13 protein-coding genes are annotated in these 10,737 nt (G+C 70.9%); 8 read left to right on the forward strand and 5 right to left on the reverse strand.

The window, feature by feature from the left end; translation table 11 throughout:
* Positions 1-5: 5 nt before the first annotated feature.
* Complete coding sequence (locus tag QHG49_RS33630; protein WP_301492587.1) at positions 6-173, reverse strand: hypothetical protein; 168 nt, start codon at positions 171-173, stop codon at positions 6-8.
* Positions 174-724: 551 nt separating this feature from the next.
* Here QHG49_RS33630 and QHG49_RS33635 point away from each other — a divergent pair.
* From QHG49_RS33635 to QHG49_RS33650, 4 genes are all read left to right on the forward strand, one after another.
* On the forward strand, positions 725-907 hold the full coding sequence (locus tag QHG49_RS33635) for an SflA family class IV lanthipeptide (RefSeq protein ID WP_145487634.1): 183 nt from the start codon (positions 725-727) through the stop codon (positions 905-907).
* 2 nt (positions 908-909) lie between these two features.
* Positions 910-3,459: a class IV lanthionine synthetase LanL gene (gene lanL / locus QHG49_RS33640; RefSeq protein ID WP_301492589.1), complete on the forward strand. Its 2,550-nt coding sequence runs from the start codon at positions 910-912 to the stop codon at positions 3,457-3,459.
* Positions 3,460-3,745: 286 nt separating this feature from the next.
* Positions 3,746-3,973 carry a DUF2945 domain-containing protein gene (locus tag QHG49_RS33645; protein WP_301492591.1) on the forward strand — a complete coding sequence of 76 codons (228 nt, stop codon included), beginning with the start codon at positions 3,746-3,748 and terminating at the stop codon, positions 3,971-3,973.
* 427 nt (positions 3,974-4,400) lie between these two features.
* On the forward strand, positions 4,401-5,585 hold the full coding sequence (locus QHG49_RS33650) for a spore photoproduct lyase family protein (RefSeq protein WP_301492593.1): 1,185 nt from the start codon (positions 4,401-4,403) through the stop codon (positions 5,583-5,585).
* Positions 5,586-5,672: 87 nt separating this feature from the next.
* Here QHG49_RS33650 and QHG49_RS33655 read toward each other — a convergent pair whose 3' ends face one another.
* Positions 5,673-6,326, reverse strand: coding sequence for a DedA family protein (locus QHG49_RS33655; protein WP_301492595.1), 654 nt, complete (start codon positions 6,324-6,326; stop codon positions 5,673-5,675).
* A gap of 320 nt (positions 6,327-6,646) precedes the next feature.
* Here QHG49_RS33655 and QHG49_RS33660 point away from each other — a divergent pair, with 320 nt between their 5' ends.
* Positions 6,647-6,982 (forward strand): hypothetical protein, encoded by a 336-nt coding sequence (locus tag QHG49_RS33660; protein WP_301492597.1) that lies wholly within the window; start codon positions 6,647-6,649, stop codon positions 6,980-6,982.
* 91 nt (positions 6,983-7,073) lie between these two features.
* Here QHG49_RS33660 and QHG49_RS33665 read toward each other — a convergent pair whose 3' ends face one another.
* On the reverse strand, positions 7,074-7,337 hold the full coding sequence (locus tag QHG49_RS33665) for a hypothetical protein (RefSeq protein ID WP_093682045.1): 264 nt from the start codon (positions 7,335-7,337) through the stop codon (positions 7,074-7,076).
* 252 nt (positions 7,338-7,589) lie between these two features.
* Here QHG49_RS33665 and QHG49_RS33670 point away from each other — a divergent pair, with 252 nt between their 5' ends.
* The 3 genes from QHG49_RS33670 to QHG49_RS33680 all read left to right on the forward strand — a co-directional run bounded on the left by QHG49_RS33670 (position 7,590) and on the right by QHG49_RS33680 (position 9,765).
* Positions 7,590-7,760, forward strand: a complete 171-nt coding sequence (locus QHG49_RS33670; protein ID WP_145487627.1) for a hydrophobic protein — start codon at positions 7,590-7,592, stop codon at positions 7,758-7,760.
* A 484-nt stretch (positions 7,761-8,244) separates the two neighbouring features.
* Entirely contained in the window at positions 8,245-8,586 is a 342-nt protein-coding gene (locus QHG49_RS33675; protein ID WP_301492600.1) for a hypothetical protein, read from the forward strand.
* Positions 8,587-8,919: 333 nt separating this feature from the next.
* Positions 8,920-9,765 carry an RNA polymerase sigma factor SigF gene (locus QHG49_RS33680; RefSeq protein ID WP_370530552.1) on the forward strand — a complete coding sequence of 282 codons (846 nt, stop codon included), beginning with the start codon at positions 8,920-8,922 and terminating at the stop codon, positions 9,763-9,765.
* Between the two features lie 85 nt (positions 9,766-9,850).
* Here the strand turns inward: QHG49_RS33680 and QHG49_RS33685 are convergent, their stop codons facing one another.
* Together QHG49_RS33685 and QHG49_RS33690 are read right to left on the reverse strand one after the other, a co-directional pair.
* Positions 9,851-10,240, reverse strand: coding sequence for an ATP-binding protein (locus QHG49_RS33685; RefSeq protein WP_313958884.1), 390 nt, complete (start codon positions 10,238-10,240; stop codon positions 9,851-9,853).
* Positions 10,241-10,375: 135 nt separating this feature from the next.
* Positions 10,376-10,723 (reverse strand): STAS domain-containing protein, encoded by a 348-nt coding sequence (locus tag QHG49_RS33690; RefSeq protein WP_145491828.1) that lies wholly within the window; start codon positions 10,721-10,723, stop codon positions 10,376-10,378.
* Positions 10,724-10,737 lie beyond the last annotated feature (14 nt).

Here is a 10,737-nt window from a genome sequence, read left to right on the forward strand (position 1 = left end):
GTGAACTACGGCCGGACGGTGGTCCGGCGAGGTCTGACGCGGCCCGGCACGTCCGGCACGTCCGGCACGTCCGGCACGTCCGGCGCGGTCCGGCCGGGGATGGTCGCCGCGGCCGACCAGGTGACCGGAGCGGACCCACTGCCGGGGGCGCCGAACCCGGGGGAGACGATCACCGTGGCCGGGGTAGGCGATCACCGCGCCCGAGGGAGGGACGATCACCGCGCCCGGCACCGGATCGTCGGCATGGCCCGGGACGGAGAACGCCGGACACGTCCCCGGGGCCCGCACCGCGACCGACCGGAGATTCCGCAATGAGCGCCGCGCCCGGCGGACGCACGCGTTCCGCGCTCGGGCCTCCTGACCGAACGCGACCTGTCCGGCCCGGCACCGGGCGGAGGCGGTGTAGGACCGGCGGCCATGTCGTCCCCGCTCCCACGACGACGGAGCGGGCCGGCGGCTCCCCGGTCCGTGCAGTGACACGCGTGCCGGGACCACGGCCCGGGCGCGCGCCGCTGCGCGAAGAGGGAGGCCGTCGTTCCCCTTCCGCATCCCGGAGTCCGTCCCGATGGCGGCAGAACACCCGTCCCCACTGCATGACGTGACCCCTTGTCAGTGAGCGCACCCCTCCTTACCTTTGTGCAGCGAATCCTCGGCCCGGCGGGTCCACCCGCCCGCGTCGGCCGTTTCCTGCTCTTCAGCGCACGACACACCCTGGAGGCGTCACATGCCCGTAGCCGTGCCGGATCTTCTTCAAGCCGACGGATTCCGCGACGCGGGTCCGCTGGAGATCGACGACGAGGCGATCGCGTTCGAGGACGACGACCGTGGCGACCGCGAGCCCACGGCGTGTCTCGCCGACCCCTGGGTGACCGCCACCACCCGCTTCTCCTGTGACCTGAACGCGTAGCGGTGCCCGTCTCCATCGCCGGCCGCAGCGGCTGGTCCGACGAGACGTGGTCGTACCTCAACGACCCGCGGATGCCGGCGATGGAACACGGCTGGAAACTGCACGTCTCGGCGCGTCCCGGCGACCTCGACACCGTGACCGGACTCGTTCTGCCGGTCCTGTCCCGGCACGTCTGCCACGCCAAGTTCGCCCGCGACCCGGAGACCCTGCGCCGCCTCAACTCCGGGATGGTGAGCGCCGGAAGCGTCGGCAAGGCCATCACCGTCTACTGCCCGGCCGACACGGTGGTCGACGTCGCCCGGGAACTCGCCGCCGTACTGCGCGGCCGGGAAGGACCGCGGGTCGTCAGCGACCGGCGGGTCGATCCGACGGCACCGGTCTACTACCGCTACGGCCCCTTCACCGGCGACTACCGGACCGGCCGGAGCGGGCGGCTCGAATCCGTCATGACCGGCCCGGACGGCCGGATGTTCGACGGCCTGGCCGTCGGCCGCTACCGGTGCCCGCCCTGGGCCGAGGACCCCTTCGCGAGCGATTCCGGACCCGGCGACAACCCGTCCGCACCCCACTTCGGCGGCGGACGCTACACGGTCACCGCCGGCATCGCGCGCGCACCCCAGGGCAACGTCTACCGCGCGGTCGACCGCACCTGCCGGCAGCCGGTGGTGGTCAAACAGGCGAGGGCCTACGTCGGCGAGGACGAATCCGGCACGGACGCCCGCCACCGGCTGCGCAACGAACACACGGTCCTCACCGCCCTCGACGGCGTCGCGGGCGTGCCCCGCGCACTGGACTACTTCGCCCACCAGTCGGACGAGTACCTGGTGATGAGCACCTGCGGCGACCGTGACCTGCGCCGGGAGGTCCTGCGCGACGGCCCGTACCGCGACGACGGCACCCGGCCGGAGCGCACCCTGTCCACCCTTGCCGCCAGGCTCCTTCGCGTCCTGGACGCCATCCACGCCCGAAACGTGGTCGTGCGCGACCTCAAGCCCGACAACGTCGTACTCGACGCCTCCGGCCCCGGCCACTGCCACATGATCGACTTCGGGATCAGCGAGCGGGACGGCGCCGGCCCGGGAGGAGCGACCCCCGGATACACCGAGCCGGTTCTGCCCGCGAGCGGCCCGGCCGCCCCCGCCGACGACCACTACGCCCTCGGCGCGACCCTCTTCTTCGCCGCCACCGGCATGGACCCGGTGATCGTCGACCGTGACCACGCGGTCAACCGGGACCGGACGCTGGCCTGCCTGGCATGGGCACTGCCCGGGCGCGCCCATCGGGAGATCCGGTCGTCGATATCCGGCCTCCTGAGCTTCGACCCGGCCGTACGGACCGCCACCGCCGACCGACTGCGCACCGGCACGGCCGGGACCACGCGCCGACCCGCGCGGCCCCGGATCGACGACGACCTGCTGGACGAGATCATCGAGCACACGACCGCGTTCTGCGTCGGTGAAGCGAGCGCGATCGTGGACCCGGTACGGGCCGCCCGGCTGAACGTCCCCACCTCGATCGACGTCTACGGCGGCAGCTCGGGGCTGGGACTGGAACTCCTCCACCACGTGCACCGGCCCCGCGTGCGTCCGACCGTGACCGCGCTGGCCCGGTGGACGGCGGAACAGTCCAGGAACCTCCCACCCGGCTTCTACACGGGCCGCACGGGCGTCGAACTCTTCCTCACCCAGGCGCAGTCGGCAGCAGGAGCCGGACCGTACGAGGACACGTGGTCCGGGCACCCCGCCCTGCCGGACCGCGCACCGGACGGCGGCCCACCGGAGGCGGACCTGATCGCGGGCGCCGCCGGGATCGGCCTCGGCCGACTGCTGCTGGCCCGCCACGCCCTCCGGGCCGGTCACCGGCACGCCGCACACCGGCACCTCGCCGTCGCCGCCGACTGCGACCGGATGCTGGCATCGGGCACCGCCCGGCTGACCCCGGCCGGCCCGGACACGACCGGCAGCGCCGCGCTCCGCGAGGGCATCGCCCACGGTGAGGCGGGCGTCGCCTGCTTCCTCCTCGAATACGGCGGCGTGTCCGGGGACCCGGACGCGATCAGCCGCTCCGAGCAGGCCGGCGCCCACCTGGCCGCCGTGACACCGGACATCATCGCGGCGGCCACCGGGCCAGGAGCGACACGCCGCTACGGCTCGTGGTGCCGGGGCCTGGCCGGCATCGGGACCGTACTCGTCCGTGCCGCCGAACGCCTCGACGAACCCGGATACCTCGACCTGGCCCGGCGGACCGCGCGCGCCTGCGCCGCACTGGCACCCCGGATGCCGCTGGTCACGCAGTGCTGCGGGCTGGCCGGGGCGGGCGAGCTGATGGTGGATGTCGCGGAGGCGTCCGGGTCCGAGGAGTTCTGGGACGCGGCCGAGACCATCGCCCTGCTCATCCTGATCCGCAGCGGCGGCACCTGGTCCCGGCCCGTGTTCCCGGACACCGGTCTCGCCCGGTCGAGCGCCACCTGGGCCGGCGGCTCCGCGGGCGTCCTGGCCTTCTTCAGACGACTGCGCGACCGGGGCGGCCCGCGGCTGGGCCGAGTCGCCTGACCGCCGCCGACGTCGCGCACGGTGCCTGACATGGGTAATTCGTACGCGTCCCAGAACTGTGAGCGGCTCGTCGAGGATGCCGTTCTTGGCCGGGTCGGACACCTCGTCCGGCACGCCCGCCGGATTGCTCTCCCAGACGGCGGGGGACAGCGGCACTGCGGGGGACAGCGGCGCTGGGGATGGGAAACGCCCCGCGCCGCCGAGCGGACGCGTCGCGGGATCGGCCGAGGGCCTCCACGCTGGAAAGCGGGGGAGTGCGCGGACACAGGTGCGAAGGAGAGCCGGCATGGCGAAGAAACGTGACGCGGGCAGCGAACTGAAGAAGGGCGATCACGTCACCTGGCGCAGCCACGGGAGCCAGGCCGAGGGTGACGTGGAGAAGGAGATCACCGGACGCACACAGGCCGCCGGCCGCACGGTGGACGCCTCGCCGGGCGACCCGCAGTACGAGGTGCGAAGCGAGAAGTCCGGCAGGACAGCGGTGCACAAGCCGTCCTCGCTGAAGAAGAAGTGAACCGGCCTGGACGGCGACGAGCGCAAAGAGGCCGGTCAGGCCTTTCATGAGCTGGTGGACATGACACCGGCCGAGCTGGAGTAGTGGCCCGCCTCCGACCGGTCACGCCGCCGGGCCGCACCAGGACGGAGCCGAGGCCGCCACCGGGTCCCGTGTCACGAGCGTCGGCGCGCAGCGCGCCGCGGCCGCCCCGCCCGTGCCGCGATGGCGTCACCATGTCGCATGTGGTGGGACGGCAGCTCGCAGGCGCCTCGCCGGCCGACTTCGCGACGCGGTCGGAACGGACCACACGTACGCCGTGCCGCCGACTCATGGCGCTTGCCGCCGCACCGCCGCACCACCGCGACGACGTACGCTTGGATGTCGGCTTGTCGCCACCGCCCCGCGGCGAGCCGCCGCGCAACGCCCGCCGCCTCCGGAGCCCTCCATGACCCGACCGTCCGCCACACCGGACGACGGCCGCGACGCGCTGTTCGGCCTGGAAGCCCTCGGTGCGCCGGACACCCCGCCCGCCGCGCGAGCAGCCGACGACGCGTTCCGGACCAGCGACACGGCCCGCCGTCTGCTGCCGGTACGGCAGATCTATGCCGAGCCCGCCGCCGCCGCGTCACCGCGCGGCCGGCAGGTGCTCGACCGGTTCCCGCACGCCCAGGTGATCGAGGTGGCCTCGCATTGGGGCATCCCCGGCCTCCACGGCAACGACGGCAATGTGGAGCGCTGGGTCCGCGTCAAGGGCGAGACGCTGGTCCTCGGGGTGAAGAAGAACCTGACCACCCGCCCCAACGGCCGGTCCGCCGACTGGATCGCCCCGGGTCCGTCCAACGGTTGCGCACTGGCCTGCTCCTACTGCTACGTGCCGCGCCGCAAGGGGTACGCCAACCCCATCACCGTCTTCACCAACACGGACCGGATCATCGCCCACCTGGGCCGCCACATCGCGCGACAGGGCAGGAAACCCGAACCCAACCAGTGCGACGACACGGCGTGGGTGTACGACATCGGGGAGAACGGCGACTGCGCGGTGGACGCCCTGATCTGCGACAACACGGCCGACCTGGTGCACGCCTTCAGGCGGTGGCCCACGGCCAAGGCATCCTTCGCCACGAAGTTCGTCAATCCCGACCTTTTGGGTTACGACCCGGGCGGCCGTACACGCATCCGGTTCTCCCTCATGCCGGCGGACGACTCGCGGCTCCTGGACCTGCGCACCTCGTCGGTCGACGGGCGCATCGCCGCCGCCGCGGACTTCCTGGACGCGGGCTACGAGGTGCACTTCAACCTCTCTCCCGTCGTGCTGCGCCCCGGATGGCGCGTCGCGTGGGCCGACCTGCTGAGGCACCTCGACGACGTGCTGCCGGAGCGGGTCAAACGCCAGGCGGCGGCCGAGGTGATCATGCTCACCCACAACCAGGACCTGCACGAGGTCAACCTCGGCTGGCACCCCAGGGGCGAGAGCCTGCTCTGGCAGCCGCACCTCCAGCAGGCCAAGCGCTCAGAGAACGGCGCGCTGAACGTCCGCTACCGCAACCACGTCAAGGCACAAGCTCTGAACGACCTGCGCGAGCTGATCGCGGCTCATGCGCCTTGGCTGCGGATCCGGTACGCGTTCTGAGGTGCGTCCTGGGCAGTGCCGTCGCCGAGTTCTTCCGCCGCGACGGTCCTCACCGTGGTCACCGTGGTGCTGATCACGGGGATCGTCTCATCGGGGTACCGAGGGGTGGTCCTGTGCCTGCTGGTGGCGGCGCTTGAGCCAGGCGCGGGCGACGAAGGCCGCCAGGAGGAGGGCGAGGGCGGGCAGCAGCAGGAGCTGGTATCGCATGGCCTGGTGGTAGAGGGGGCCGATGTCGGTTCCGGCACCGTAGCCGAGCGCTGTCCATACGACCGTCCAGAAGGCGGCACCGAGCGCGTTGGCGGCGGAGAACCGCGGATGCGGAAGGCGGTTGGCACCGGCGAGCAGGCCGTTGGTCTGACGCAGTACGTCCACGAAGCGGGAGACCAGGACGATCGGTATGCCGCGACGCCGGTAAAACGTCTCGGCACGCGCGTAGCGCTGCGGGGTGAGGCCGACGTAGCGCCCGTAACGGTCGATCAGCGTGCTGCCCCGGCGGCGGCCGAGCAGGTATGCGGCCTCTGCCGCGGCGGTGGCGGCCACCCAGGCGACCAGCGAGACGGCGACGACGTTCATCCGGCCGGTGCCCGCGTACACGGCGGCCACGATGATCATCGTCTGCCCGGGAACGGGAATCAGCGCATTGTCCAGGCCCACCAGCAACGCCAGCGCCGCGTAGCCGCCCCGGTCCAGCAACGGTTGCAGATGTGCCAGCGCGCCGGGCAGCCCCGCATCGGCGCTCACTCCTGCTCCCCCCGTGACGCGCACACACGCCCTTGCCGCGCCACGACCCCGCCGATCAGCCCGCCGATCAGCCCCCTTGACACCACCGACAGCTCCTCCTGTTGTGCGCACAGTCCCGATGGACGCGCGGTACCCGCTCTGGGCCGCGCAATGCAGCTTCCTCCGGTACGGCCGGCCTCGGCGAGCGCGACGCTGCTCCCCCCTGTTGAATACGGTGGCGTTCGTGTCTCGATTCGTTTCACTCGAATGGATCGATATGCTCAGCTTTTCCCGGGCAGGACCGTGAGAGGGATCATCAGGTCGACTTGCTGGGAGCAGAATTGAGGAATCGCGCCATCACCTCCGTGGCCGTCGCCGCCGCTCTGTTCGGGCTGAGCACGGTACTGCCCGCGTCGGCCGCCCCGGCCCCTGCGGACATCCGCTCCGGCCTGGACTGCGCCACCTGGATTCACAACAATGACCCGTTGACCGGCGGGGTGGATTGCACCAACAACACCAGCGGCCCGATCACCTTCCACGCCGACATCGTCTGCGGCTGGGCGCCGGACGTCCAAGGCAACTCCGTGACGGCGCAGCCGGGCCGTACCGAGGAGTCGGCGGGGCACTGCGCCGTCTACTCCACCGGCATCGGCCACATCGGATGGACGGTGGAGTAGCCTCACGAAGTCGCCTCCCGTGGCCGCGTGACCGGTTCGGGGGCCCCGGAGACACCCGTTCCGCGGGGCCGACGCTGGAGGCGGAACGCTGTCAGCCGGTCTCTCTCACCGAGTGCAGGGAGCCGTTGAGGGTGCCTTCCTGCTGTTCGTAGTGGGAGAGTGCGAGGCCGAGACCGATGAACGTCGGTGCCCATTCGCCGACGAAGATCCCCCATCGGTCGGCGCGCTCGACACCGGCCTTCTCGGCCTGCAGGCTCGCGAACCAGGAGACGAAGCTCAGACCGACCGAAGCCAGCCCGGCGATGTAAGCGTGCTCGCTGCGGATGCCCAGGTCGTGCATCTTCTTGATCACCATGGGGCGCTCTCCGTTCTCGGGGTTGCCTGTCGGAGTATCCAGTCCCCGTACGCCCTATTCATCCCATATGGGTGCAGTTGTGATGAGGGTCGGGACGGGGCAGACGGTCGGTCCCGTCATGGCCGAAGAATTCTGGGGACCAAGGGATGAGGGAGCCATCAGTGCTCGAAGGCGTCCTTCGTCTTCTCCCCGGCCGCACGAGGAGTGCCCTCGGCGATGGAGGGCATACGGCGGGTCAGGAGGTTGATAACCATGGTTCCCCTTTTGCTCGTACTGCTTCTCGCGCTCATCCTTTTCGGCGCCGGGTTCGCCGTCCAGATTCTCTGGTGGGTGGCTCTGGTCGTCCTCGTGGTGTGGCTGCTCGGGTTCCTCGTGCGCTCCACGAACGCCGGCGGCGGCCGCGGCCGCTGGTACCGATGGTGACCTGACCGCACATCACACATCCGCCCTGTGGGGCCCGGCCGTTTGCTCGGCCGGGCCCCATCGCGCACCACTACCGGCACTGCCCTGCTCAGCGATGGTGAGGCAACCGAGGGCGCCACTTCCGAGAATGCGCTGGTGGCCGCGGTGAATCCTGCCCGCCCAAGGCTGCGGAGGAGAGGGATTGCGCCCGTTTGCTCCGGTGAGCGTACGAATCGCGTACCTTGCGCGTACGAAGTTCGAGTGGCGGAAACGACACGCAGATGCCGGGCCTCCTTCTCCTTGACGCTTTCTCTGTGCCGGGAAGGTGTGCGACGGTGGGAGGACAAACGAGACCGACCGGCCCGCTCCAAGCGCTGGTCTTTCGGGGAGCCGGGCGTTGCCCCCATCCCGGGCACCGGGCCCCTGCCATCGTCGTGGACCCCCTTTTCGCTACGGGGGCGCTCGTCTTTGGGCTCATCAACCCCCGGAAGGGGGCGCGCCCAGTATGTACGCCACCACAACCCTCGACGGCACGTCGGCTCGCATATCGTGGCGCGGAGACGTCGATTTCGACACTCTGCCCGCGCTGCGCGCGGCCGCCGACGCGCTACCGGCAGACGTGGCCGACCTGCTGTGGGACCTGAACGACGCGCCTTTCATGGACGTCACCGGTCTCCACTTCCTTTTCGCCCCCACTCAGGTCGACGGCCCGAACCGCCGGACGACCGTGACGGGCCTGCGCCAGCAGCCGCTGCGGCTGTTGCTCTTGGCCGCGGACCTCGACCCTGCCGCCTTTGACATCGCCCGCCTGCCTCCGGAATTTCGGCCGCCCCCGGACAGCTTCTGAGCGGCTCAGATGACGGCGTGCGCGCGCTCCCGCGAGTCCCGCTGCCGGAGTAGCTCCAGCGTCGAGGGCCAGGGCCTGGCCGTCCCGGGAAGAAGCGGGCACGGCCGGACCAGCGAACGCGGACACCGCGGGTTTCCCTTTGCCGCGCGGTCGCCGTGAGAAGCCGGCCTCGCTCGGGCGTGGAAACACGGATGGCAGCGGCTTGGCCCCGGGCCCTGCCCGACCCCCGGATCCGCAGGAACACATGCATGAAGGCAAAATGGCGGGGTAATCGGAGCTCCGAAAGTTGATCTGACGGTCGGCTGCGATGCCGACGCCACCTCGGGAGGGGACATGCCGCTCATGACCACGATGGCAACCGGCACGCGGGTCACCGGCCTGCCCGATGTGGTCGAGCCCTCCAAGGTGGCGCCCAAGGACGCCCGCGATCTCTCCCGGCTCTTCTTCGAACAGCTGGCGACGCTGGAGGAGGGCACGGCCGAGCACAGCTACGCCCGCAACACGCTGATCGAGATGAACATGTCGCTGGTCCGCTACGCGGCCGGCCGGTTCCGCAGCCGGGGACCGGAGGAGATGGAGGACATCGTCCAGGTCGGCATGATCGGCCTGATCAAGGCGATCGACCGGTTCGAGCTGTCCCGCGAGGCGGAGTTCACCTCCTTCGCGATCCCCTACATCGTCGGTGAGATCAAGCGGTTCTTCCGGGACACCACCTGGGCCGTGCATGTGCCCCGGCGGCTCCAGGAGGCCCGGGTCCAGCTCGCCCGGGCGACGGAGGAGCTGCGCGGACGCCTGGACCGCGAGCCGACGGTCAAGGAGCTGTCGGAGCTGATGAGCCTGCCCGAGGACGAGGTGCGCGAGGCCCGGCTGGCCTCGAACGGCTACAACTCCTCCTCCCTGGACGCCACCCTCAACGGCAGCGAGGACGGCGAGTCCGTGCTGCGGGACTTCATCGGCGCCGAGGACACCGCGCTGGAGCTGGTGGAGGACTTCCACGCCCTGGCGCCGCTGATCGCCGGGCTGGAGGAGCGGGACCGGCGGATCATCCACCTGCGGTTCGTCGAGGAACTCACCCAGGCGGAGATCGGCGAGCGCCTGGGCGTCTCCCAGATGCACGTCTCCCGGCTGCTCTCCCGCTGCCTGGCCCGCCTGCGCGAGGGCATGCTCACCACCGGCTGACCCTCCTCGGCCGTGCTCGCCGACTCCCACCGTGTGGCTCGATGCCGACTCCCACTGTGCGGTCGACGCAGGTCGATGGAGCGGGTCAGCGCAGCCGGAGGTGGGCCACGATCTGCTTGCCGGTCGTCAAGGCGGTGTGATGGAGCCGGTCGCACAGCAGCGTGACAAGACGAAGGCCGTGACCGCCGGGCCGGCCTGGATCCGGAGCGGGCATCACGGGCAGGCGGGGGGAGCTGTCGCGGACGGTGATCCGCAGCAGGGTGGCATCGGGCGTCAGTTCCAGCGTCAGGGCTCCGGGGCCGGGAGCGTGCCGGATCGCGTTCGTGACCAGCTCGCTCACGACGAGCTGGGCGTCCTGGCTCGGCCGCTCGTCGGGACGGTGGCCCGCCTCGTCGAGCAAGACGCGTACGGCGTGTCTGGCATCGGTGATCGACGTGTGCGTCGCGTCCCACGCCATGCTGTATCGCAGGGGCAAAGGGAGTCCTTGTTCGCGTGTCGTCTGCTGGCTGAGCGGGGTGACCATGAAAGCGATCCCGGAGTCTGTCTTCGCGTCTTGACCGTTCGCGCTGTTGCGTCTACCCACGGTTGGCTTCGTCATGAGAGCGCGTCGTCAGCTGGTGGGCGAGGGTCCGGCGCCCGCGACCCGGAAGTGTGCGAGCGCGCCGCTGAGGGTGAGGAGCCGGGTGACCGCCGGGGCGAGCGGGCCCAGCAGGACGAGATCACGGCCGGCGGCCGCGTGGCGGCGGCGAGCGTCGAGAAGGGCGTAGAGGAGCATGCTGTCGGCGAAGGTCACCTGGGACAGGTCGATCGCCGTGACCGGCAGCGCCGCCCGGTCGGCCGCGTCCCAGACGGCCTCGAACTCGTTGCTGTCCTCGTGATCGGTCTCACCACGAACCACGATCATGAAGACTTCTTCATGAGGTATGACGTGCACTTTTCTCTCGGGCGCCGTATGCATGGCGCCATACTCAC

It is taken from the genome of Streptomyces sp. WP-1, assembly GCF_030450125.1.
Lineage (GTDB): Bacteria > Actinomycetota > Actinomycetes > Streptomycetales > Streptomycetaceae > Streptomyces > Streptomyces incarnatus.

Bases quoted from the DNA above. Each gene is read 5' to 3' on its own strand.
- QHG49_RS33635 (WP_145487634.1), top strand. From the start codon at position 725: ATGCCCGTAGCCGTGCCGGATCTTCTTCAAGCCGACGGATTCCGCGAC.
- QHG49_RS33645 (WP_301492591.1), top strand. From the start codon at position 3,746: ATGGCGAAGAAACGTGACGCGGGCAGCGAACTGAAGAAGGGCGATCAC.
- QHG49_RS33650 (WP_301492593.1), top strand. From the start codon at position 4,401: ATGACCCGACCGTCCGCCACACCGGACGACGGCCGCGACGCGCTGTTC.
- QHG49_RS33665 (WP_093682045.1), bottom strand. From the start codon at position 7,337: ATGGTGATCAAGAAGATGCACGACCTGGGCATCCGCAGCGAGCACGCT.
- QHG49_RS33670 (WP_145487627.1), top strand. From the start codon at position 7,590: ATGGTTCCCCTTTTGCTCGTACTGCTTCTCGCGCTCATCCTTTTCGGC.
- QHG49_RS33675 (WP_301492600.1), top strand. From the start codon at position 8,245: ATGTACGCCACCACAACCCTCGACGGCACGTCGGCTCGCATATCGTGG.
- QHG49_RS33680 (WP_370530552.1), top strand. From the start codon at position 8,920: ATGCCGCTCATGACCACGATGGCAACCGGCACGCGGGTCACCGGCCTG.
- QHG49_RS33690 (WP_145491828.1), bottom strand. From the start codon at position 10,723: ATGCATACGGCGCCCGAGAGAAAAGTGCACGTCATACCTCATGAAGAA.